Annotated in this window: 18 protein-coding genes; 12 read left to right on the top strand and 6 right to left on the bottom strand. The window is 72.8% G+C overall.

Annotated elements, in window-relative coordinates; translation table 11 throughout:
- Window positions 1-7: 7 nt before the first annotated feature.
- Window positions 8-649, top strand: coding sequence for a nucleoside/nucleotide kinase family protein (locus tag RLT58_RS07050; RefSeq protein ID WP_311309533.1), 642 nt, complete (start codon window positions 8-10; stop codon window positions 647-649).
- A 67-nt stretch (window positions 650-716) separates the two neighbouring features.
- Window positions 717-1,847, top strand: a complete 1,131-nt coding sequence (locus tag RLT58_RS07045) for a M24 family metallopeptidase (RefSeq protein WP_311309532.1) — start codon at window positions 717-719, stop codon at window positions 1,845-1,847.
- 22 nt (window positions 1,848-1,869) lie between these two features.
- Here the strand turns inward: RLT58_RS07045 and treZ are convergent, their stop codons facing one another.
- Window positions 1,870-3,612 carry a malto-oligosyltrehalose trehalohydrolase gene (gene treZ / locus RLT58_RS07040; protein ID WP_311309531.1) on the bottom strand — a complete coding sequence of 581 codons (1,743 nt, stop codon included), beginning with the start codon at window positions 3,610-3,612 and terminating at the stop codon, window positions 1,870-1,872.
- A 198-nt stretch (window positions 3,613-3,810) separates the two neighbouring features.
- Here treZ and RLT58_RS07035 point away from each other — a divergent pair, with 198 nt between their 5' ends.
- Entirely contained in the window at window positions 3,811-5,166 is a 1,356-nt protein-coding gene (locus tag RLT58_RS07035) for a GH1 family beta-glucosidase (RefSeq protein WP_311309530.1), read from the top strand.
- 7 nt (window positions 5,167-5,173) lie between these two features.
- On the opposite strand, the gene RLT58_RS07030 is transcribed toward RLT58_RS07035, so the two are convergent.
- Window positions 5,174-6,130, bottom strand: coding sequence for a GNAT family N-acetyltransferase (locus RLT58_RS07030; protein WP_311309529.1), 957 nt, complete (start codon window positions 6,128-6,130; stop codon window positions 5,174-5,176).
- Between the two features lie 189 nt (window positions 6,131-6,319).
- Here RLT58_RS07030 and RLT58_RS07025 point away from each other — a divergent pair, with 189 nt between their 5' ends.
- Both RLT58_RS07025 and RLT58_RS07020 read left to right on the top strand, forming a co-directional pair.
- Window positions 6,320-6,886: an FHA domain-containing protein gene (locus RLT58_RS07025; RefSeq protein WP_311309528.1), complete on the top strand. Its 567-nt coding sequence runs from the start codon at window positions 6,320-6,322 to the stop codon at window positions 6,884-6,886.
- Between the two features lie 173 nt (window positions 6,887-7,059).
- The gene (locus tag RLT58_RS07020) at window positions 7,060-8,040 is read left to right on the top strand and encodes a cytochrome P450 (protein ID WP_311309527.1); all 981 of its coding nucleotides are present in this window, start codon (window positions 7,060-7,062) and stop codon (window positions 8,038-8,040) included.
- Here RLT58_RS07020 and treY read toward each other — a convergent pair.
- Together treY and glgX are read right to left on the bottom strand one after the other, a co-directional pair.
- Window positions 8,000-10,393 (bottom strand): malto-oligosyltrehalose synthase, encoded by a 2,394-nt coding sequence (treY, locus tag RLT58_RS07015; protein ID WP_311309526.1) that lies wholly within the window; start codon window positions 10,391-10,393, stop codon window positions 8,000-8,002. The genes RLT58_RS07020 and treY overlap by 41 nt on opposite strands.
- An 81-nt stretch (window positions 10,394-10,474) precedes the next feature.
- Window positions 10,475-12,646 carry a glycogen debranching protein GlgX gene (gene glgX / locus RLT58_RS07010; protein ID WP_311309525.1) on the bottom strand — a complete coding sequence of 724 codons (2,172 nt, stop codon included), beginning with the start codon at window positions 12,644-12,646 and terminating at the stop codon, window positions 10,475-10,477.
- A gap of 357 nt (window positions 12,647-13,003) precedes the next feature.
- Between glgX and RLT58_RS07005 the strand changes: the two genes are divergently transcribed.
- Together RLT58_RS07005 and RLT58_RS07000 are read left to right on the top strand one after the other, a co-directional pair.
- Complete coding sequence (locus RLT58_RS07005; protein ID WP_311309524.1) at window positions 13,004-14,236, top strand: DUF5919 domain-containing protein; 1,233 nt, start codon at window positions 13,004-13,006, stop codon at window positions 14,234-14,236.
- 77 nt (window positions 14,237-14,313) lie between these two features.
- A complete protein-coding gene (locus RLT58_RS07000) occupies window positions 14,314-15,042 on the top strand; it encodes a 3'-5' exonuclease (RefSeq protein ID WP_311309523.1) in 729 nt (242 codons plus the stop codon).
- Between the two features lie 49 nt (window positions 15,043-15,091).
- Here RLT58_RS07000 and RLT58_RS06995 read toward each other — a convergent pair whose 3' ends face one another.
- Window positions 15,092-15,958, bottom strand: coding sequence for a phosphotransferase enzyme family protein (locus RLT58_RS06995; RefSeq protein WP_311309522.1), 867 nt, complete (start codon window positions 15,956-15,958; stop codon window positions 15,092-15,094).
- Between the two features lie 125 nt (window positions 15,959-16,083).
- On the opposite strand from RLT58_RS06995, the gene RLT58_RS06990 reads away from it, so the two are divergent.
- The 3 genes from RLT58_RS06990 to RLT58_RS06980 are packed head-to-tail and all read left to right on the top strand — an operon-like array spanning window position 16,084 to window position 19,147.
- Window positions 16,084-17,022 carry a carbohydrate ABC transporter permease gene (locus RLT58_RS06990; RefSeq protein ID WP_311309521.1) on the top strand — a complete coding sequence of 313 codons (939 nt, stop codon included), beginning with the start codon at window positions 16,084-16,086 and terminating at the stop codon, window positions 17,020-17,022.
- Window positions 17,019-17,858, top strand: coding sequence for a carbohydrate ABC transporter permease (locus RLT58_RS06985; RefSeq protein WP_311309520.1), 840 nt, complete (start codon window positions 17,019-17,021; stop codon window positions 17,856-17,858). Before RLT58_RS06990 ends, RLT58_RS06985 begins: the two co-directional genes overlap by 4 nt.
- A complete protein-coding gene (locus RLT58_RS06980; RefSeq protein WP_311309519.1) occupies window positions 17,858-19,147 on the top strand; it encodes an ABC transporter substrate-binding protein in 1,290 nt (429 codons plus the stop codon). The genes RLT58_RS06985 and RLT58_RS06980 overlap by 1 nt, the downstream gene beginning before the upstream one ends.
- 61 nt (window positions 19,148-19,208) lie before the next feature.
- Here RLT58_RS06980 and RLT58_RS06975 read toward each other — a convergent pair whose 3' ends face one another.
- Complete coding sequence (locus RLT58_RS06975) at window positions 19,209-21,527, bottom strand: MMPL family transporter (RefSeq protein WP_311309518.1); 2,319 nt, start codon at window positions 21,525-21,527, stop codon at window positions 19,209-19,211.
- A 367-nt stretch (window positions 21,528-21,894) separates the two neighbouring features.
- On the opposite strand from RLT58_RS06975, the gene RLT58_RS06970 reads away from it, so the two are divergent.
- On the top strand, window positions 21,895-23,097 hold the full coding sequence (locus RLT58_RS06970; RefSeq protein ID WP_311309517.1) for a S8 family peptidase: 1,203 nt from the start codon (window positions 21,895-21,897) through the stop codon (window positions 23,095-23,097).
- A gap of 117 nt (window positions 23,098-23,214) precedes the next feature.
- A complete protein-coding gene (locus RLT58_RS06965; RefSeq protein ID WP_311309516.1) occupies window positions 23,215-23,595 on the top strand; it encodes a nuclear transport factor 2 family protein in 381 nt (126 codons plus the stop codon).
- Window positions 23,596-23,597: the final 2 nt, after the last annotated feature.

Raw genomic sequence — 23,597 nt, 5'->3', positions numbered from 1 at the left:
ATCCGGCATGGACTCCAGTGACCTCGCCGGGCTGACCGCCCGCGCCCGGCGGCTCGCCCGGGCGGGCGAGCGCCGCATCCTCGGCATCGCCGGACCGCCCGGCGCCGGCAAGTCCACCCTGGCCGGCCGGCTCGTCGGGGCCCTCGGGCCGCGCGCCGTCCTCGTGCCCATGGACGGCTTCCACCTCGCGCGGGCCGAGCTGGCCCGGCTCGGCCGCGCGGACCGCAAGGGCGCCCCCGACACCTTCGACGCCGCCGGGTACGCCGCCCTCCTGCGGCGGCTGCGGACGCCCGAGCCGGGGACCGTCGTGTACGCCCCCGCCTTCGACCGGGCCCTGGAGGAGCCGGTCGCCGGGTCCGTCCCGGTATCTCCGGACGTCCCGCTCGTGGTCACCGAGGGGAACTACCTGCTGCACGGCGAGGGCGCCTGGGCGCCCGTGCGCGGGCTGCTCGACGAGGTGTGGTTCCTGGAGCTGGACCCGGATGTGCGGGTGCGCCGGCTCGTCGAGCGGCATGTGCGGTTCGGCAGGGCGCGGGCGGAGGCGGAGCGCTGGGTGGCCCGGTCCGACGAGGCCAACGCCCGCCTCGTCGCCCCGGGCCGAGACCGCGCCGATCTGGTCGTACGGGCCGTGGCTGATCCGTGCCCCTGACCACTCGCGCCCCCGCTGCCGGGCGGGCAGGATGAGAGAGCCGTTCCGCGCCGCCAGGAGGTTCCGCATGTCCAGCCCGAACCAGCCCGTGCCCTTCACCGCCGACGACTACCGGGCCCGGATGGAGCGGGCCGCCGAGAGCGCCGCCGCCGCCGGACTCGCCGGCGTGCTGGTCGCGCCCGGCCCCGACCTCGTCCACCTGACCGGCTATCAGCCCACGGCGATCACCGAGCGCCTCACCGTCCTCGTCCTCGCGGCGGGCCAGGACCCGGTCCTGGTCGTACCCACGCTGGAGGCCCCGGACGCGGAGAAGGCCGTCGGCGCGCCCGCCCTGACCCTGCGGGACTGGACCGACGGCAAGGACCCGTACGCCGTCACCGCCCCGCTGCTGGACGCGCAGGGCCGGTTCGGGATCAGCGACAACGCCTGGGCGATGCACCTGCTGGGTTTCCAGCAGCTGCTGCCCGGCACCTCGTACGCCTCCCTCACCGAGGTGCTGCCGATGCTCCGCGCGGTGAAGGACGCCCATGAGCTGGAGCGGATCGCCGCCGCCGGGGCCGCCGCCGACGCCACATACGAGGAGATCCTCAAGGTCCGCTTCGCCGGCCGCAAGGAGACCGACGTCGCCGCCGACCTGGCCCGGCTGCTCACCGAGTTCGGGCACTCCCAGGTCGACTTCACCGTGGTCGGCTCCGGCCCCAACGGCGCCAACCCGCACCACGAGGCGGGGACGCGGACGATCGAGCGGGGCGACATGGTCGTCCTCGACTTCGGCGGCCTCAAGCACGGCTACGGCTCCGACACCTCCCGTACGGTCCATGTCGGCGAACCCACCGCCGAGGAGCAGCGGGTCCACGACATCGTGCGCGAGGCGCAGGAGGCGGGCTGCAACGCCGTGCGTCCCGGTGTCGCCTGCCAGGAGATCGACCGCGCCGCCCGCGCGGTCATCACCGAGTTCGGCTACGGCGAGCGCTTCATCCACCGCACCGGGCACGGCATCGGCGTCACCACCCATGAACCGCCGTACATGATCGAGGGCGAGGAGCAGCCGCTGGTCCCCGGCATGTGCTTCTCCGTGGAGCCCGGCATCTATCTGCCGGGCCGCTTCGGCGTCCGCATCGAGGACATCGTCACCGTCACCGAGGACGGCGGGCGGCGCCTCAACGCCACCGCCCGCGAGCTGGCGATCGTCGAGTAGCCGGCCCCGGAAGGCGCCCGGCTCAGCCGTCGGCCAGCACCACGCAGGACTCCGCCGGCAGCCGCAGCGCCCCGTCCGGGCCCGGCGGCTCGACCGGCAGCCAGGCGGCCAGCACCCGGCCCCCGCCGCCCAGCGGGATCGTGGCCGGCTTCTCGTCGAGGTTGACCGCGACCCGCAGATCGCCCCGGCGGAAGGCCAGCCAGCGCGCCCCGTCGTCGTACGCGGGTTTCACGGTCGCCAGATCCGGGTCGCGGAGGTCGGGCATCGCGCGGCGCAGCGCGATCAGCTCGCGGTACCAGGCGTGCAGCCGGGCGTGCGGCTCCCGCGCGGGTTCGCTCCAGTCCAGGCAGGAGCGGTCGCGGGTGGCCGGGTCCTGGGGGTCCGGGATGTCCTCCTCGGCCCAGCCGTGCGCCCCGAACTCCCGCCGCCTGCCGGTGCGTACGGCCTCGGCCAGCTCCGGGTCGGTGTGGTCGGTGAAGAACTGCCAGGGCGTACGGGCGCCCCACTCCTCGCCCATGAACAGCATCGGGGTGAAGGGCCCGGTCAGCACGAGAGCCGCCGCGCAGGCCAGCAGGCCGGGGGAGAGGGAGGCGGCGAGCCGGTCGCCGAGGGCCCGGTTGCCGATCTGGTCATGGGTCTGGGCGTAGCCGACGAAGCGGTGGGCGGAGGTGCGGGTGACATCGACGGGGCGGCCGTGCGTGCGGCCCCGGAAGCTGGAGTACGTGCCGTCGTGGAAGAAGGCGTGCGTCACGGTCTTGGCGAGCCCGGCCAGCGGGGCGGCGGCGAAGTCCGCGTAGTAGCCCTGGGCCTCCCCGGTCAGCGCGGTGTGCAGACAGTGGTGGAAGTCGTCGTTCCACTGGGCGTGCAGCCCGAGCCCCCCGGACGCGCGCGGGGTCGTGGTGCGCGGGTCGCACAGGTCGGACTCCGCGATCAGTGCGAGCGGGCGCCCCAGCTCGGCCGAGAGCGCGTCGGTCGCGGCCGACAGCTCCTCCAGGAAGGTCAGCGCCCGGGTGTCGGCCAGCGCGTGGACCGCGTCCAGCCGCAGCCCGTCGAGTCGGTAGTCCCGCAGCCAGGCCAGGGCGCTGCCCAGCAGGAAGGCCCGCACCTCGTCCGAGCCCGGCGCGTCCAGATTGACCGCCGCGCCCCACGGGGTGTGGTGCGTCTCGGTGAAGTACGGACCGAAGGCGGGCAGGTAATTGCCGGACGGGCCCAGGTGGTTGTGGACCACGTCCAGGACGACGGCGAGCCCGAGCCCGTGCGCCGTGTCGACAAAGCGCTTAAGTCCCTCGGGGCCGCCGTACGGCTCGTGCACGGCCCACAGCGACACCCCCTCGTACCCCCAGCCGTTGACGCCCGGGAAGGGGCAGACCGGCATCAGCGAGACATGGGTGATGCCCAGCTCGGCCAGATGCCCCAGCCGTGCGGCCGCCGCGTCGAAGGTGCCCTCGGGGGTGTACGTGCCGATGTGCAGTTCGTACAGCACGGCACCCGGCAGCCCGCGCCCCGCCCAGTCGGTGCGCCAGACGTACGCGTCCTGGTCGACGACGGCCGACTCGCCGTCCGGCCCGTCCGGCTGGCGGCGCGAGCGCGGGTCGGGGTGCACCGGCCCGCCGTCGAGGGCGAAGCCGTAACGGTCGCCGTCCGCGGCCTCGGCCTCGGCGGTCCACCAGCCCGCCCGGACCGGGTCGCGCTCCATGGCCAGCCGCTCACCCGCCAGCCGCAGCACGGCCGACTCCGCGTCCGGTGCCCACACCTCGAACAACATGCAGCGCTCCCTCGTCTCCGTGTGCCGCCCCCGCGGCCGTACCGCCGGATGGCCGTACCGCCCCATGGTCGGCAGAAGGCGCGATCTCTCACCCACGACACTGGATCGAGCCCATTACTGGCGATTAAGGTCTGGTTCTGATCATTGCCCTGCCAGGTTCCGCCCTACGCACTCCCTCTTCAGGCTGTGGAGGCCGAGATGACCGTGCCGTTGTTCCCGCCGGGATTCCTCTGGGGAGCCTCCGCCTCCGCGTTCCAGACGGAGGGCGCCGCCGACACCGACGGCAAGGGACCGTCCGGCTGGGACGCCTTCGCCGCGCAGCCCGGACGGATCAAGGACGGCACCGACACCAGCCGGGGCACCGGCTTCCACCGGCACTACCGCGAGGACGTCGCCCTGCTGGCGGGGCTCGGCGCCGACGCCTTCCGGTTCTCGGTGAGCTGGCCGCGCGTGGTCCCGGGCGGCAGCGGACCCGTCAACCCGCAGGGGCTCGACTTCTACGACCGCCTCGTCGACGAACTCTGCGCCCACGGCATCACCCCGGCGCCCACCCTCTACCACTGGGACACCCCGCTCCCGCTGGACGAGGCAGGGGGCTGGCTCAACCGGGACACGGCCTACCGCTTCGCCGAGTACGCGGGCATCGTCGCCGAACGGCTTGCCGACCGCGTCCCCATGTGGATCACGATCAACGAGCCCGCCGAAGTGACCATGCTGGGCTACGCGCTCGGCGAGCACGCCCCCGGCCGCGCCCTCCTCTTCGACGCGCTGCCCGCCGCCCACCACCAGCTCCTGGCCCACGGCCTGGCCGTGCGGGCGCTGCGGGCCGCCGGCGCGGACAACATCGGGGCAGCCGTCTCGCACTCCCCGGTCTGGACCGCCGGGGAGTCCGACGAGGACCGCTTCGGCGCCGAGCTGTACGACACGCTCACCAACCGGCTGTTCGCGGACCCGCTGCTGACCGGCCGCTACCCCGACGACAACTTCGCCGCCCTGATGCCGGGCCCGGTCGAGGACGATCTGCGGACCATCTCGGCCCGGCTCGACTGGTACGGCGTCAACTACTACAACCCCACCCTCGTCGGCGCCCCCCGGGGCGACTCCCTCGACACCTTCGCCGGCTTCGGCATGCCCGCCGAACTCCCCTTCGGCATCAGGGAGATCGAGGGATACGAGAAGACGGACTTCGGCTGGCCCGTCGTCCCCGACGGGCTGCGCGAGACCCTCGTCCAGCTGCGCGACCGCTACGGCGACCGGCTCCCGCCGCTCTACATCACCGAGAACGGCTGCGCCGTCGACGAACCCGCCGCGGACACCCGCCGGATCGCGTTCCTCGACGGCCACCTCAAGGCACTGCGCGAGGCGATCGACGCGGGCGTGGACGTCCGCGGCTACTTCACCTGGTCCCTCACCGACAACATCGAGTGGACCGAGGGCGTCAGCAAGCGCTTCGGCCTGGTCCACATCGACTACGAGACCCTGCGCCGCACCCCCAAGGACTCCTACGCCTGGTACCGCGACGTCATCAAGGCCCAGCGCTCCCAGGGGGAGTGACGGGTGGTCAGGCGTCCCACACCATGTCGAAGGCGCGCTCGAAGTTGACGTACCCCAGGCGCGCGAAGGACTTCGCCATCGGTACGTTGCCGAGGTCGGTCGCGGCCCGGATGCGCTCCACGCCCTCCTGGGCCGCGAGCACCCGGGTGCCCTCGGCGAGGATGTCGTCGATGTAGCCGTGCCCGCGCCGCGCCGGCAGCACCCCGATGTACGCGATGATCGGGTTGTAGCTGTTGCGCGCCGGGATCACGAAGCCGACGGGCTCACCGTCCGGCAGCTCCGCGATGCGCCACCACTCCCGCGGGGTCGGGTAGCCCGCCAGCTCCTCGTCGTACTGCTGCTCCGCCGCCTCGCGCGCCGACAGGCCGGACGCCAGATCCTGCCGGCCGTGCGCGTCGAGCGTGCCCTCCATCACCGGCGTCATCAGCGCGACCAGGTCCTCGCGGTCGGCGACCTGACGGAACCGCAGCCGCCCGCTGTCCGCCGGCACCGGGGTGCCGGGACGCCACTCCAGACGCAGCCGCTCCACGAGCATCCGGGCGCCGGTGCGCTCCATGACCCGGATCCTGGCCTCCACGCTGTCGAGGACCACCGGGTCCTCCCGCCAGTCCGGCGGCACGTACCGCCCGTACTCGGGCCGGGGCGCACCCGCCGGCACGACCGCGGCCGTCGCCGCCTCCACCAGCCGCAGCCCCGCCTCCTCGCGCTCCGCCCGGGGCAGGGTGTCGTCCAGGTCGAAGAAGTCGAGGAGGAAGGGCTCCCTGCCCTCCCGGCTCCACCACGCGATCCGGGCGACGAGCCGCTCGCCGCGCAGCGCCACCCACATCCATTCCGGGCGGCGGCGCCCCGAGGCGAGGTCGCCCGCCAGTTCATGGTCCAGGACGTAGGGAAGTCCGAGGAAGAGTCCGAGCTCCTCCGGACCGGTGAGCGGACGGATGGTCAGGCCGAGTGGTGCGTCGGGCACAAATCCCCCAGGGGTGTACGGGCTCGTCACGGCGGTCGCCGGACGGCACGGCGGCCGACCCTAGCAACGCCCCGCGCGGGGCGCCCCCGGATATCGCGGGCGTCCTCGGCGGCGGGCCCGCGCAGGTCAGGAGGGCGGAAAGCAAGGTTCTTCTGGACACCCCGGGCCGGTCGGCCCGACAATTGGCGTGTGACGTCCTCCTTCGAGTCCCACACGTATCCCGCGCGGCTGTCCGACGCCCAGCGCGACCGTGTTCTCGGTGTGCTCAGGGAGGGTGCGGCGCAGGGCAGGCTCTCCCAGGACACCTTCATGCGGCGCATGGAGGTGGCCCTTTCCACCAGCCGCGCCGACGAGTTGGAGGCGCTCACCGCCGACCTGGAGAGCGAAGCCCGTTGGTCGCGGGGCCTGTTGCGGCTCGTGGGCGGGGTCTCCGGCTTCCCGGAGCGGGTCCGCAGAGCCTGGCGGGCCGAGCGGCTGCCCAAGCTGCTGCTGCCGGGGCCGAGCCCGCACCCCCTGCGCATCGGCCGCGACCCCGGCAACGGCCTGCGCCTCAGCCACGAGACGGTCTCCCGGGCGCACGCCGAACTCACCGCGCAGGGCGGCCGGTGGCTGCTGCGCGACCTCGGCTCCACCAACGGCACCTGCGTCAACGGCCGGCGCGTCACCGGCACCGTCCCGGTGCGCGAGGGCGACCAGGTGAGCTTCGGCCGGATGATGTTCCGGCTCTCCGCGCCGGCGCTCCGCCCGCCCGGGTAACGCCCGGGTCGGGCCGGCCGGCGCCGCCGCCGCAGCCACCGCCCCGCCGGCCGGGGGACGACGCCCCGCGTCACCCGGACGGCCGCCCGCCGACTGCGCCGGGACCGGCCGGGTGGTCCCCTGGAGGGGACCGCGCCGCGCACCGGCGCACCGACTCACCCCGGGGGTACGCCATGCAGGCCGACGCGCCCGGAGAGATACCGGCCCCGACCGCCTCGCCCGAACGACGGGTGACCCCGCGCCGGACCACCCGCACCGGACCCAGCCTCCTCGCCCCCGGCGCCGCCCGTGATCCGTACCGCTTCTACCGGGTGCTGCGCGAGCGCCACCCGCTCAGCTACGACGCCCCGCTGGGCGCCTGGCTGATCAGCCGGTACGACGACGTGGCCACCGCCCTCACCGACCCGAGGTTCACCGGCTTCCCGCACGACGGCGCGCCGCGCGGCGGCCCCGCGCCCCTCGGCCTCTGCCACGGCAACGCCCGCTGCCTGCCACGCGACCGCTACACGGTGGTGACCGGCACCGTCCCGCCGCACCTCGCCGAGCGCGTGCAGCGCACCGCCTATGTGCTGGCCAGGCGCATCGCCGGACGCCGGCAGGCGGACCTGGTCGAGGAGTTCTGCCGCTGGCTGCCGGCCGGGGCGCCCACCGGGCCCGGCGAAGGGCCCTGCACCCGGCGGACCGCGCTGCGCGAGACCGCACTCGCCTCCTTCCTCGCCAATCTGCTGGACGACCCCGATCTGCTGGCCGCCCTGCGCGTCGAACCCGCCCTGGCCGGCCGGGCCTGGACGGAGTCGCTGCGCCGTGACCCGCCCGTGCAGATCGTGCTGCGCCGCACCGCCACCGAGGTCACCCTGAGCGGCGGCACGCTGCCCGCGCGGGCGCCCGTCGCCTGCCTGGTCGGCGCGGCGGGCCGCGACCCGGAGCGGTTCGCCGCGCCCGACACGTTCGACCCGTTCCGCACCGACCAGGACCGGGCCACGGGCGGCCCTGCGGGCTGCCCCGCCGTCGCGCTCGGCCGGCTGGAGGCCGAACAGGGCGTGCGGGCGCTGCTCGACGCGATGCCCGGACTGCGCTGGGCGGACGGCTTCCGCCCGGCCGCGACCGGCCTGCTCACGCGCGGTCCGCGCTCCCTGCTCGTCCGTCCCGGATGAGCAGCGCCACCGGCCGCTCCGCGAACAGCTCGGCCGCCTGCACCGCGCCGCCGGAGAACTTGCGCCCCGGCGTCAGCAGGTCCCGCCACACCCCGTCGTCCGGCAGCGCCAGCTCCGTCCCGCGCCAGCCGCCCGACTCCGCGAGCCGCAGCGAGAGCCGGGTCACCGCCGTGACCACCTCGCCGGACCGGCAGAACGCCAGACAGTGGTCCGCCGCCGGCCCGGACGCACCCAGCGCCGCGTACGTACCCGACTCGCCGAACACCCCGGGCCGCTCCCGGCGCAGCCGCAGCGCCGCCTCCGTGAGCGCGGCCTTCTCGTCGGCGGGCGCGAGGGCCGACGGCCGGCGGAACGGCCGCCGGTTGTCCGGGTCGACCAGCGCCAGATAGGTGCGCTCGGTGCCCTGGTAGAGGTCCGGCACCCCCGGCATCGTCAGATGCACCAGCGCCGCGCCCAGCGCGTTGGCCCGCACATGCGGGGCGAGCGTCCCCGCGAACTCCTCCAGGAGCGCCCGGGCCGGACCGGCGCCGGCGGCCGGACCCGCCGCGACGAAGTCCGTGGCCACCCGCTCGTACATCGGATCGGGCTCGGTCCAGCTGGTGAACAGCCCCGACTCGCGCACCGCCTTCAGCAGCGCCGGCTCCAGCCGCTCCGCCCGCTCCCCGGCCGGCATCCCCACACAGCCGACCGCGGTCTGCCACGCCTGCCAGGCCAGCTCCGGATCGGGCGCGGCGGGCGCCGCCCTGGCCAGCTCCGCCACCAGCCGCGCCCACCGCTCCGGGACCTGGGACAGCACCGCGACGCCCGCGCGGACATCGGCGCTGCGCTTGGTGTCGTGCGTGGTCAGCACCGTGCCCGTGGCCGGCCAGTCCCGGGCGAGCCGGGTGCAGAACGCGTGGAAGTCCGCCGGCTCCACCCCCGGGCTGCCCGGGTCACCACCCACCTCGTTCGCCGAGATCAGCGGCATGTAGCGGTAGTACGCGGTGTCCTCGACCGCCTTGGCGCGCAGCGCGGACGCGGTCTGGGCGAACCGGGCGCTGAACGCCGCCCGGTCCTCGCCCCCGCCGAGCCGCCCGAGCGCCAGCTCCCGCACCACGTCGACGGCCGAGGCCTCCTCCCGTACCGGGAACGCCGCCTTGGCGTCGCCGACCGCCGCAGCCGTCAGCGTCGCCTCCGCGGACGCGGAGCAGGGCCGGCCGGCCGTCACGTACGGACGGTAGACCGGGACACGGACCAGGAGTTCGCGCACGGCCGTGCGCAGCGCCCAGGGGGCGTGGTCGCGCAGGGCGGGGTCCCCGGCGCAGACGCGGGAGGCCAGCCGGGTCAGCAGCTCGGTCTCGGCGGCCAGCTCATGGGTGACCACGCGGTACGCCGCCCGGCGCACGGTCGCCTGCCAGTAGCCGCCCCGGTCGCCCGCCGGGGACGCGGACTCCCGGTAGCGCTCGGCCAGCTCCGCCGCGCCCGCCGGGTCGGTGAACAGGCCGTCGATCCGGTGCAGCGCGTCGTACCCCGTCGTCCCCGCCACGGCCCAGCCGGCCGGCAGCGGCTCGGGTCCGGTGAGGATCTTCTCCACCACCGTCCAGACCCCGCCGCTCTCCCGGGAGAGCCGCTCCAGATAGCCGGCCGGGTCGGCGAGCCCGTCCGGGTGGTCGATCCGCAGGCCGTCCACGACCCCGTCCCGGATCAGTTCGAGGATCTTGGCGTGGGAGGCGTCGAAGACCTCGGGGTCCTCCACCCGCACCCCGATCAGCTCCGAGATGGTGAAGAACCGCCGGTAGTTCAGCTCGGTCCTGGCCAGCCGCCACCAGCCGAGCCGGTAGTGCTGGGCGTCCAGCAGCTCGGGCAGGTCGAGACGGGCGGTGCCCTCCCGCAGCGGGAACTCCAGCTCGCCGTAGCGCAGCACCTCCCCGTCGACCCGCAGCCGGCCCAGCTCGTCCCCGATCCGCCCGGCGAGCACGGGCAGCAGGACCTTCCCGTCGCCGGCCGCCCAGTCGATGTCGAACCAGCGGGCGTAGGGGGAGCCGGGCCCCTCGCGCAGGACCTCGCGCAGGGCGTGGTTGTGCCGGGGATCGGCCGCCATGTGGTTGGGCACGATGTCGAGGACCAGCCCGAGGCCGTGCTCCCGGGCGGTGCGGGACAGCCGGCGCAGCCCCTCCTCACCGCCCAGCTCGGCACTGACCCGGCCGTGGTCGGTGACGTCGTAGCCGTGCAGCGAGCCGGGCACGGCCTGGAGCACCGGCGACAGATGCAGATGGGAGACGCCGAGCGAGGCGATGTACGGCACGGCGTCCTCGGCGGCCGAGAACGGGAACTCCGGCTGCAGCTGGAGCCGGTACGTGGCGGAAGGCGTCATGGGAACGTTCGTACCCAGATCCGGGCCGCCTGTGTCATCCCTTCACCGACAAGGGCCCGACCGGCGGCCCGGCGCACCGCCCTACGCGGGCCGCTGGAGCACCACCATGCTGCGTCCCACCAGCGTCACCCGATCGCCCGCCGCCACCTTCGGCCCGGCCCCGGTCAGCACCCCGACCGGGCGTGCCGTGTCCACGACCGCGTGCCACTGGCGTCCGTGGTTGACGGGCACGGCGAATTCCAGCGTCTCGGCGCTCGCGTTGAACATCAGCAGGAACGAGTCGTCGGAGATCCGCTCCCCGCGCGGCCCCGGCTCCGAGATCGCGTGCCCGTTGAGGAACACGGTCAGCGCCTTGGCGTGCGCCGCCTGCCAGTCCCGCTGGGTCATCTCCTGGCCCTCGGGAGTGAACCAGGCGATGTCGGACAGCTCGTCGTGGGTGCCCTCCACCGGGCGTCCGTGGAAGAACCGCCGGCGCCGGAAGACCGGATGGTCGCGGCGCAGCCACACCATCGCCCGGGTGAACTCCAGCAGACTGCTGCCCTGCGCGTCCCCGCCCTCGCTGCCTTCGCCGCCCTCTGTGCCCTCCTCCTCCGCCGTCTCGCCCGGCACGGGCCAGTGCACCCAGGACAGCTCGCTGTCCTGGCAGTAGGCGTTGTTGTTGCCCTTCTGCGTGCGGCCGAACTCGTCGCCGTGGCTCAGCATCGGCACCCCCTGGGACAGCATCAGCGTGGCAATGAAGTTGCGCATCTGACGCTCGCGCAGCTCCAGCACCTCGGGCCGGTCCGTCTCGCCCTCCGCCCCGCAGTTCCAGGAGCGGTTGTGGCTCTCGCCGTCCCGGTTGCCCTCGCCGTTGGCCTCGTTGTGCTTGTCGTTGTACGCGACCAGGTCGTGCAGGGTGAAGCCGTCGTGGCAGGTGGTGAAGTTGATCGAGGCCAGCGGGCGCCGCCCGTCGTCCTGGTACAGGTCCGAGGACCCGGTCAGCCGACCGGCGAACTCGGCCAGCGTCCTCGGCTCACCGCGCCACAGGTCGCGGACCGTGTCCCGGTACTTCCCGTTCCACTCGGTCCACAGCGGCGGGAAGTTCCCCACCTGGTAGCCGCCCTCGCCCACGTCCCACGGCTCGGCGATCAGCTTCACCTGGCTGACCACCGGGTCCTGCTGCACCAGGTCGAAGAACGACGACAGCCGGTCCACCTCGTGGAACTGACGGGCCAGCGTGGCCGCCAGGTCGAAGCGGAAGCCGTCCACATGCATCTCGGTCACCCAGTACCGCAGCGAGTCCATGATCAGCTGGAGCACGTGCGGGGAGCGCATGAGCAGGGAGTTCCCGGTCCCCGTGGTGTCCATGTAGTAGCGCTGGTCGTCGGCGAGCCGGTAGTACGAGGCGTTGTCCAGGCCCCGGAAGGAGAGCGTGGGCCCCAGGTGATTGCCCTCGGCGGTGTGGTTGTAGACCACGTCGAGGATCACCTCGATGCCTGCCTGGTGCAGCGCGCGCACGGCCTGCTTGAACTCGAGCACCTGCTCGCCCCGGTCGCCCCAGGAGGCGTAGGCGTTGTGCGGGGCGAAGAAGCCGATGGTGTTGTAACCCCAGTAGTTGGCGAGCCCCGCGTCCGCCAGCCGGTGGTCCTGCACGAACTGGTGCACCGGCATTAATTCGATGGCCGTGACGCCCAGCTCCGTCAGATGGGCGATGACCTCCGGATGCGCCAGCCCGGCGTACGTCCCGCGCAGTTCCTTGGGCAGCCCCGGATGGAGCATCGTCAGGCCCTTCACATGGGCCTCGTAGATCACCGTGCGGTGGTAGTCCGTACGGGGGCGGCGGTCGTCGCCCCAGTCGAAGTACGGATTGACCACGACCGAGCTCATCGTGTGCGGGGCCGAGTCGAGGTCGTTGCGCGCGTCGGGCCGGCCGAACGGATAGCCGTACACCGCCTCGCCCCACTTGATCTGCCCGGACACGGCCCGTGCGTACGGGTCCAGGAGCAGCTTGGCGGAGTTGCAGCGCGCGCCCCGCTGCGGTTCGTACGGCCCGTGCACCCGGAATCCGTACCGCTGACCGGGCATCACCCCGGGCAGATAGGCATGGCGGACGAACGCGTCGGTCTCTCTCAGCTCCACCGCCGTCTCGGAACCGTCGTCGTGCAGCAGGCACAACTCGATTCGGTGGGCGGCCTCCGAGAAGACCGCGAAGTTGGTCCCGGCGCCGTCGTACGTGGCACCGAGGGGGTACGCCTGTCCCGGCCAGACCTGCATAGATTCGACTCTTCCACTTCTGATGCGGTTGCCTGAGGAATGCGGGCTCCCTGGGGCAGATCTTCCCCGAAAGTACGGCCCTTACCTAGGACCGCACTCGGTCCGGTCAACATCGGGCCCCTCCGTGTCGCCCGGAACCGGAATCCGGCACCCCCGGTCGGGCCACTGTCCGGTATGCGGCTTGGGGTGGGGTGTTTAATCACTATGAATCCGCTCACTCCGGCAGATCTCGCCGCCCGGAACGGGCTTGCACAATAGGGGAGTTGAGAAAGGAGCCTGTGCATCCGGCTGCACCGGCTCCCGCTCCCGGAGTACCCTTCCTTGATCGTTGGTGGGGGAGTGGAAGGCGGTGCGCGGGTGAGCTCGGGAGGGTTCGAGCTGCCCCCAGGTGACACGGGTCACGAGGGGGACACGGCCGATGTCCCGCCCGGGGCGGTCTCGCTGGCGCAGCCCCTGGAGATCGGTGCGGAACTGGACTGGGGCGCGGAGGCCTGGAGCGAGGTGCGCACGCGCGCACAGCGGGCCGGGCGTGCCTACATCTGGCTGAATCTCGTCGAGCAGCGGCTGCGGGCCGTCGTCGCCGCCGTGCTCCGGCCCATCTACGAGCCCGTGCACGGCGAGGACTGGGTGGTGGCCGCGGCAGGGCCCGCCGGGCAGGAGTGGGTGCAGCGCGCCGTCGCCGTGCGCGAGGTCTCCCGCCGCAAGGGCTATCTGCTGGACCCGGCCGACGACAACGTCCTGAGCTTCCTGACACTGCCCCAGCTGCGCGAGCTGATGGTCCAGCACTGGCCCTGCTTCGAGCCCTACTTCGACGACCGCCGCGATGTCGAGCTGGCTCTCGACGAGCTGGAGGTCGCCCGCAACGTGGTCTCCCGCAACCGCGCGCTCAACGAGGCGGTGCTCGCCCAGGCCGAGCGAGCCTCCGCCCGGCTGCTGAAGATGCTGGGCAGCGGGGCTGCCGTGCCCTCCTCCGACCGGCTCCCGGTCGACGCGGTGGAGGACCTCGTCGGGGACCGGTACGCGGACGTGGTCTCCGTCCACTCCGACCGGGTGCGGCTCCAGCGCCAGCTGCCCGCCGAGGACCTCTTCGGCGACGCGCGCCGGCTGGACGCCATCGGCATAGGCCTCAATCTGCTGGTGCAGAACTTCTCCGGCCGCCGGCTGATCCGGCTGGCCGAGTCGGGCTGCCGGATCCGGCTGCTGTTCATCAACCCGGCCAGCAGCGCCGTCAAGCGGCGCGAACGCGAGCTGGGCCTGAAGAAGGGCGAGCTGAGCCGGTCGGTGGAGATGAACATCCTCCATATGCGCCGGGTCCGCTCCAAGCTCCGCGACCCCGGCGCCTTCGAGATCCATGTCTTCGACGAGACCCCGCGCTTCACGGCCTATCTGGTGGACGGCGACGGCGCGGACGCCGTGGGGGTCGTCCAGACCTATCTGCGCCGGGCCCGCGGCATGGAGGCACCGGTGCTGGTGCTGCGCGGCGGCGGCCGGGCGGTGGTCCGGGCGGGGCAGGGGTACGAGCACGGTCTGTTCGAGACGTACCGCGAGGAGTTCGAGTCCGTGTGGACGGACTCCCGGCCGGTCTCCTGAGGGGCCGTCCCGGGCGTTGTCAGTGGCCCGTGCGAGGGTGGTCGTCATCTGGGGGAGCACCACGAAGGAGGTACGGGATGAGCTGGCACCGGCATGCGCTGGTCGGCTTCGACCTGGAGACGACGGGGACGGAACCGCTGGAGGCCAGGATCGTGACGGCCGCGGTCGTCGCCGTCGACGGCAGCGACGGCGAGCCGGCCGAGCGGCACACCTGGCTGGCCGATCCGGGGATCAGAATCCCCGCCCAGGCCTCCGCGATCCACGGCATCAGCAGCGAGCGGGCGGCGGCGGAGGGGCGTCCGGTGCGCGAGGTGGCCGACGAGATCGCCGACACGCTGGCCGGGTACTGGCGCCGGGGCGTCCCGGTCGTCGCGTACAACGCGGCGTTCGACCTGACGCTGCTCACGGCGGAGTTGCACCGGCACGGACTGCCCTCGCTCAGCGACCGGCTGGGCGGTGCCGCGATCGGTCCGGTCATCGACCCGTACACGATCGACCGCGCCGTCGAGCGCTACCGCAAGGGCAAGCGCAACCTGGAGGCGGTCTGCGTCGAGTACGGCGTGGTGCACGGGGGAGCGCACGACGCCGGGGCGGACGCGCTGGCCGCGGTGCGGGTGGCGTACGCGATAGCCGCCCGGCACGCGTCGGTGGCCGCGCTGTCGGCGGCGCAGCTCCACGAGCGCCAGATCACCTGGTACGCGGAGTGGGCCGCCGACTTCCAGCAGTTCCTGCGCCGCAAGGGCACGGCGGACGCGGTCATCGACGACCACTGGCCGCTCCGGGAGCCGGTGCGCACGGCCGGCTGACAGCGGGCGTCATGCCCGTCCGTGTTGTCCTCAATTGAGGACAACACGGTCAGAACGGGTACCACCGCACCGCCGTGTCACCGTCCCGCAGCGATGCCACGCGGCGGCGGAACTCCGCGAGCGCCTTCGGGCTGGACGGCGCATGCTGGGCGACCCACGCACAGCTCGCCGTCTCCCGGGCACCCCGCAGCACCCCGCACCCGTCCCACTCCCGCACGTCCCAGCCGTACGCCTCGGTGAACGCGTCGTAGGACGCGGCCGGGAGCCCGTACCGGTCCCGGGACAGGGCGAGGACCACCAGATCGTGTTCGCGCAGGTCCGCGGCGAAGGTCTCCAGGTCCACCAGGACCGGCCCGTCGGGCCCGACATGGACGTTGCGCGCCAGCGCGTCGCCGTGGATCGGGCCCGGGGCCAGATGGGGGACCAGTGCGGCGGCCGCCGTCGCGAAGCCGTCGCGGCGCTCGCGCAGATACGCCGCGTCGGCCGGGTCGATCGCCTCGCCCGCCAGGCGCAGCCAGCGCTCGACACCGCCCAGCAGCTCGCGGCGGGGCAGGGTGAAGTCCTCGGGCTCGGTCAGCGCGTGCACGGCGGTGAGCAGGGGCGCCAGATCCCTCGGCTCGGCGGGCCGCACGGCCTCGGGCAGCCGGTGCCAGAGCGTCACGGGATGCCCCTCGACCAGCCGCGCCCCGGGCTCGGCGGCCCGCACGGCGGGGACGCCGGACGCGGCGAGCCAGCGGGCCACGGCCACCTCGCGCTCGGCCCGCTCGCGCAGCTCGGGGCTGCGCACGGCGTCGCGGCCGACCTTGACCACCAGGTCTCCGGCGGCGAACACCGCGTTCTCGCCCAGCGCGAGCAGCTCCGCGTCGCCGGAGTGTCCGGCAGCGGTCAGTACCTCGCGCGCTTCCATCTCGTTCATGGATCCGATTTTCGCATCTGTGCAGGTTGCCTTGACGAACCCACGGCCCGTCAGCACGATGACGGGGGCCACCTGAGCGGCCAGATCGGGATAAAATCGGCGGATGACGCAAGGGGGTCGCATCCATGACATTGGCGAGTGCAACCGTGCAGTCGGGGAGACACGGCCCGCCGGGCGGACCGCCCCGGGGACCCGCGCGCAACGCCGGAACCTGGTTCCTGGTGCTGCCCGCCCTGATCCCGATCCTGGTACTGAGCGTCGGCCCCCTGCTCTACGGCATCGCGCTCGCCTTCACCGACTCCCAGTCGGGCCGCACCAGGTCCACCCAGTGGGTCGGCACGCTGAACTTCCAGGACCTGCTCCACGACGGGCTGTTCTGGGAGTCGTTCCGGATCGGCCTGGTCTGGGCGGTCGGCGTCACCGTCCCGCAGTTCGTGCTGGCCCTCGGCCTCGCCCTGCTGCTCAACGAGAACCTGCGGATGCGCTGGCTGGCCCGGGCGCTGGCGATCATCCCCTGGGCGATGCCCGAGGTCGTCGTCGGCATCATGTGGCGGCTCGTCTACAACCCGGACGCCGGCATCCTCAACGAGACCCTTCGCGACCTCGGCCTGGGCGACGGCCGCGACTGGCTGACCGGGCTCGCCACCGCCCTGCCCGCGGTGATCCTCGTCGGGGTCTGGGCCGGCATGCCGCAGACCACGGTCGCCCTGCTGGCCGGCCTGCAGAACACCCCGCGCGAACTCCACGAGGCCGCCGCCCTGGACGGTGCGGGCGCCTGGCGCCGCTTCCGTACCGTCACCTGGCCCGCGCTCAAGCCGGTGGCCCTCTCCATCACGGCCCTCAACTTCATCTGGAACTTCAACTCCTTCGCCCTGGTCTATGTGCTGACCAACGGCGGTCCCGGCGGCCGGACCCGGCTGCCGATGCTCTTCGCGTACGAAGAGGCCTTTAGGTACGGACAGTTCGGCTACGCCGCGGCGATGGGCTGTGTGATGGTCGCGGTGATCTCCGTGATCCTCGCCGTGTATCTCGCCGGACGGCTCGGGGGAGGCGACGACCGATGAGTCCGCGCACCAGCGGAACCACCCGCGCCGGGCAGTACGCGGCGCTGCTCTGCTATCTCGTCTTCCTGGCGTTCCCGTTCCTCTGGCTGATCTCGACCGCCTTCAAACCGGCGCCCGAGCTGGGCTCCCTGCATCCGACCTGGATCCCCGAACACCCGACGCTGGACAACTTCCGGCAGGCCTTCGACGAGCAGCCGCTGCTCCGGGCCGCCGCCAACTCGCTGATCGCCGCCCTGTCGGCCGGGGTCATCGCCGTCGTCATCGCCACCCCGATGGCCTATGTGATGGCCCGCCACCGCTCGCGGCTCTCCACGGCCGCCACCGGCTGGGTCGTGGTCAGCCAGGCGTTCCCCTTCGTCCTGCTGATCATCCCGCTCTTCCTGGTCCTCAAGCAGCTGCATCTGATCAACACCCTGTGGGGGCTGATCATGGTCTACGTCGTGTGGGCGCTGCCCTTCGCGCTCTGGATGCTCGTCGGCTACGTACGGGCCGTGCCGCGCGAACTGGAGGAGGCCGCGGCGGTCGACGGGGCGGGCAGGCTGCGGACCCTCGTCTCGGTGACCGCCCCGCTGCTGGCCCCCGGGATCGTCGCCACGGCGCTCTTCGCGTTCATCACCGCGTGGAACGAGTTCTTCTTCGCGCTCGTCCTGCTCAAGACCCCGGAGAAGCAGACCCTGCCGGTCGTCCTGACCCACTTCCTCGGCGCGGAGGGCGCGAGCGACCTCGGGCCCCTCGCCGCCGCCGCGTTCCTCGCCACCCTTCCCTCGCTCGTCCTGTTCGCCGTCATCCAGCGGCGGATCACGGGCGGCATGCTGGCCGGGGCGGTGAAGAGCTGATGCGCGCACTCGTACGCACGGCGGCCGCCGCCACCGCGCTCGCCCTGCTGCTCACCGGATGCGGCGGGGGCGGCGACGGCCGGCCCGACGGGAGGATCCACCTCCGCTTCCAGTCGCTGGCCTGGCAGAAGGAGTCGGTCGACATCAACAAGCGGCTGGTGAAGGAGTGGAACGCGAGCCATCCCGACGTCCAGGTCCAGTACGTCCAGGGCAGCTGGGACAGCGTCCACGACCAGCTCCTCACCTCCTTCGAGGGGGACGAGGCGCCCGATGTCATCCATGACGCCTCCGACGACCTCGCGGACTTCGCGTACGGCGGCTACCTCGCCGATCTGCGCACGCTCCTGCCGGACCGGCTGAGCGCGGACATCCCCCGGCAGAGCTGGCAGACCACCACCTTCGACGGCGGGGTCTACGGGGTCCCGTTCCTCCAGGAGCCGAGGGTCCTCATCGCCAACACCAGGATTCTCAAGGACTCGGGAGTCCGCATCCCGACCCCGGAGAAGCCCTGGAGCTGGCCGGAGTTCCGCCGGGTCACCAAGGAACTGACCGGCAAGGGCCGTTACGGGATCGCCTGGCCGCTCAAGGAGCCGGTCTCCGTCACCCTCAACCTCGGTCTCTCGGCGGGCGGCGAGCTGTTCCACCGGGGCGCCGACGGCAAGGTCACGCTCGCGGCGGACCGGGGCGACCAGGTGGTCCCCGGGACCATCCACGACCAGGTCAACACCGACCACAGCGCCGCCCGCACCGCCCTCGGCATGGGCGGCGGCGACACGCTCCCCGGCCTGTTCGGCGGCAAGTACGCGATGGTGCCGCTCGGGTTCTCCTACCGGCAGCAGGTGGTCGAGCAGGCACCGAAGGGCTTCGAGTGGACGGTGCTGCCCGCGCCGGCCGGCAGCGAGGGACTGGCCCAGGGGGTGAGCCCGCAGACCCTGTCCGTCGCCGAGGACAGCCCGCACAAGAAGGAGGCCGTGGAGTTCATCGACTTCCTGCTGCGGCCCGCCAACATGGTGCGGCTGGCCAAGGGGGACTGGATGCTGCCGACCGGCACCGAGGCGCTGGCCGACCCCTCGCTGCACACCCGGGACCGGGGCTGGGCGACCGGCGCCGCCCTCGCCGGGGCGCTGCGCTCCGCGCCGGCCCAGTCCGTGCGCGGCTACCCCGAGTGGAAGGACAAGGTCGCCACCCCCGCGCTCCAGGAGTACTACAGCGGCGCGATCGACGCGGCCGAGCTGAAGAAGCGTCTGGTCGTGGACGGCAACCGGGTGCTGGCCCGCTACCAGCGCTGAACACGCCCGTCCTGCCCCGGGAGCGCCTCCCGGGGCAGGACGGGCGCAGGACGGGCGCGGATCAGGCCCCGACCCGCTCCGGCTCGTCGTCCCCGTGCGGGGCGTCCACGGCGTGCGCCGGGGCCGCCGCGACCGGGAGGTCGTCGTACGACTCGTCGTGGGTCAGGTCCGGCAGCCGGCGCAGCCAGTGCGGGAAGTACCAGTTGCGCTCGTCCAGCAGGGCCATGACCGCGGGGAGCAGGATGCCCCGGATGATCGTGGCGTCGATCAGCACGGCCGCCGCCAGGCCCACCCCCATCTGCTTCATGGACTGCATCGACAGCGTGCCGAAGATCGCGAAGACGGCGACCATGATCACGGCCGCGCTGGTCACCACTCCGGCCGTCGTCACCACGCCGTGGGCGATGGCGTCCCGGGTGGTGCGGCCCTGCAGCCGCGCCTCACGGATCCGGGAGACCACGAAGACGTGGTAGTCCATCGAGAGCCCGAAGAGGATGACGAAGAGGAACAGCGGCAGCCAGGAGATGATCGCCCCGACGCCCTCCGCGCCGACCAGCGAGGCACCCCAGCCGTGCTGGAAGACGGCGGTCAGAATGCCGTAGGCCGCCCCCACCGAGAGCAGGTTGAGCACGATGGAGGTGACGGCGATCGTCAGGGAGCGGAAGCAGAGCAGCATCAGCAGGAAGGCGAAGACGACCACGAAGACGAAGACCGGCACGACCGCGCCGACGATCTGGTCGTTGAAGTCCTTCGACCCGGCGACCTGGCCGGTGATCGGTGCCTCGACGCCCGCGACCCTGCCGAGCGTCGCCGGGCGTACGGTGTCGCGCAGCAGGTCCAGGCTCCTGACGGCCCGGTCCTGGTCGGAGCCGCCGACCAGCGGTACGTCGATCACCGCGATGTTCTCCGCGTCGTGCGTGACCATGTCCACCGGGCCCTTCGAGGCGCCCGAGGCCACGGCCTGCCGGCGGAACTCGTCCAGTGCCCGGCGCACGGGCGCCGCGCCGATGTCGTCCGCCTTCACCACGACCTGGGCCGGGTCGGCGCCGCCGGGGAAGGCCTCGTTGAGCCGGTCGTAGGTCCGTACGATCGGCAGCGAGTCGCCGAACTCCTGGTCCAGCGTGAGGTTCTGGGTGTGCATGCCGAGCGCGGGAAGCGCGAGCGCGGCCAGCGCGCCCGCGGCGACCACCAGCGCGGTCCAGGGGCGGCGCAGCACCACATCGAGCACCGCACGCCACACCCGGCTCTCGCCGTCGGCGACGCCCCGCTTCGCACCCTTGAGGCGGCTCAGGAACGGCACCCGGCCCTTCTCGACCCGCTCGCCGAGCAGCGAGAGCAGCGCGGGCAGCACGGTGACCGAGCCGACCATGGCGACCGCGACCACCATGAGCGAGGCCAGTCCCATCGCCTCGAACTCCGCGAGCCCGGTGAAGAGCATGCCCGCCATCGCGACACAGACCGTCACCCCGGAGACGACGATCGCGCGGCCACTGGTCGCGGCGGCGATCATCAGCGCGGTCCGGGCGTCCCGCCCCTTGGCCCGCTCCTCGCGCTCCCGGCGCAGATAGAACAGGCAGTAGTCGACGCCGACGGCCAGACCGACCAGCAGCATCACGGAGTTCGCCGTGTCGCTCATCGGCTGGAGATGGCTCACCACGCCCATCAGGCCCATCGTCGCGATGATCGCGGTGAGCGCCAGAGCCACCGGGAGCAGCGCGGCGACCAGCGCGCCGAAGGCGATCAGCAGGATGCCGAGCGCGACCGGCACGGCGGAGAGTTCGGCCCGCTGGAAGTCGTTGCCGAAGGCGTCGTCGAAGGTCTTGCCCATGCTCGCGCCGCCGATCTCCTCGATCACCAGCCCGTCGTGCTCCCCGTCCACCTCGGCCACGGCCTTCAGCACCGGCTCGACGCGCTCGCTCGCGGTCTCGGGGTCGCCGCGCATCTCGAACTGGACCAGCGCGCTGTGCCCGTCGGCCGAGATGGTCCTCGTCGTGTACGGCGAGGTCACCGCCGTGACTTCACCGGTGGCCTGCACCGCCTCGATCACGGCGTCCACCGCCGCGCGGAACTCCGGTGCGGTCGCCTCGGCCGCACTCTTCCCGTCCGTGCCCTGCGCCTGGATGAGGACGGTCTCGCCCGCCGGGTCCTTGAGCCCCGCGTCCTCGATGATCTGCACGGCCCGGCCCACCTCGCCGGACAGCTGGTCGCTCTCCTTCACATCGACCCGGCCGGCGGCGGAGCCGAGCCCCATGGCGAGGACGACGAACAGCACCCAGATGGTCACGGCCGCCCAGCGGTGCCGTGCGCTCCAGCCGCCCGCCCGGGCGGCGATGCCCCGCACCCGCGGCCCCCCGCCGCGTGCCGAATCCACTTTCCCCATCACGGACTTGCCCCCTCGCGACCGACACCGGCCCACCGCCGCCGTCTCTGCTTCGAACGTAGGGGCGGAATCAAGCCTTCTCCTCCTGCTCCCTGCGGAGCCGGTGGGGTGCCTTCTCCGCCTTGCGGACCGGTCGCACCCCGAGACGGAGGGTGAAAGCCCCTTACACGTAAAGGTCATCGGGGCTCCGCGCCCGACTTGGGTGCTGCTGGCCGATTTCTTATTACGAAACCTTGTTGAGTAAGTCACAGCTATATGAAGGTCTTGATCTGAGCGCGTCAATCGGCGAGGGTTTCGAGCCAGCCCCCGGAGATCTTCCGGCCGAGGGCCAATCCCCCCACAAAGAATGACGAGGAGACCCCTCTTCATGGCAATTCACAAGCGCGCACGCCAGTTCAAGCTGACCGCCGCCATCACCGCGGTCGCCGCGGCAGCCGGAATCACCCTGCTGGGCAGCCCGATGGCCGGAGCGGCACCCGCCCCCGCGACGGGCAAGATCTACGGCGCCGACGCGGCCACCGCCGTCTCGGGCAGCTACATCGTGATGCTGGACCAGAAGGCCGACAAGGCCAAGCTCGCCAAGGAGTACGGCGGCAAGCTGAAGCGCAACTACAGCTCCGCCATCAACGGCTTCTCCGCCAGCGGCCTTTCGGAGACCGAGGCCAAGCGGCTCGCCGCCGACCCGGCCGTCTCCAAGGTCGTCCAGAACAAGAAGTTCCACGTCGACGCCACCCAGGAGAACCCGCCGTCCTGGGGTCTGGACCGCATCGACCAGACGGAGACCGCCGGCGACAACGCGTACACCTACCCGGACAGCGCGGGCGAGGGTGTCACCGCGTACGTCATCGACACCGGTGTCCGCATCACGCACGAGGAGTTCGAGGGCCGGGCCAGCTACGGCTACGACGCCGTGGACAACGACGACACCGCCGACGACGGCTACGGCCACGGCACGCACGTGGCCGGCACCATAGCCGGGGCCACGTACGGCGTCGCCAAGAAGGCCAAGATCGTCGCCGTCCGGGTCCTCGACGACTCGGGCTCGGGCACCACCGAGCAGGTCGTCGCCGGCATCGACTGGGTCACCGAGCACCACGAGGGCCCGTCCGTCGCCAACATGAGCCTCGGCGGCGGCGCGGACGAGGCGCTGGACGCGGCGGTCCAGAAGTCCATCGCCTCCGGGGTCACCTACGCCGTGGCCGCGGGCAACGAGTCGAGCGACGCGAGCGAGAGCTCCCCGGCACGCGTCCCGGAGGCCATCACGGTCGCCTCGTCCACGGTCGACGACGAGCAGTCGTCGTTCTCCAACTACGGCTCGCTCGTGGACCTCTACGCCCCGGGTTCGGACATCACCTCGGCGTGGAACGACAGCGACACCGGCTCCGACACCATCTCCGGTACGTCCATGGCGACCCCGCACGTCGTCGGCGCCGCCGCCGTCTACCTGGCAGGACACCCGGACGCCACCCCGGAGGAGGTCGCCACGGCTCTCACCGAAGGGGCGACCCCCGACGCCATCAGCAACGCCAGTGAAGGCACGGCGAACAAGCTGCTGAAGATCGTCGAGTAACAGCGCCACCCCGCCGGCGGCCACCGCGCCCTCCCCCACGGGGCGCGGCGGCCGCCCGGCCCGGGAAGACCGTCATAAAGTGACGCCCATGATGACGAACACGGGCGGGGGCGGCGCATGACCGGGCCGTCGCCGGGCGTGGCCGCGGCCGTCGAGGGCGAGCTCCGGCTGCTGGATCCGCTGGTCCGGGCCTCCACCGAACTCCTCGACCAGGTCCTGCACCCCGACTACCGCGAGGTCGACACCACCGGCCGCCACTGGGACCGGGCCACCATCATCAACTCGCTGATCTCGGGCCGGGCCCCGCGCCCCGGACAGCTCACCGCCTCACGGATGCACGGCACCCAGCTGGCCGAGGAACTCGTCCACCTGACCTTCGACACCGAGGCCAAGGGGAAGCGCGCCCACCGCAGTTCGCTCTGGCGGCTCACCGACGCGGGCTGGCTGCTCTACTACCACCAGGCCACCCCCTTCGCCGTCGCGCCCGCCCAGGACTGAGC

The sequence above is a fragment of the Streptomyces sp. ITFR-16 genome (assembly GCF_031844705.1).
GTDB lineage: Bacteria > Actinomycetota > Actinomycetes > Streptomycetales > Streptomycetaceae > Streptomyces.
This window is presented reverse-complemented; position numbering and strand designations above follow the sequence as displayed.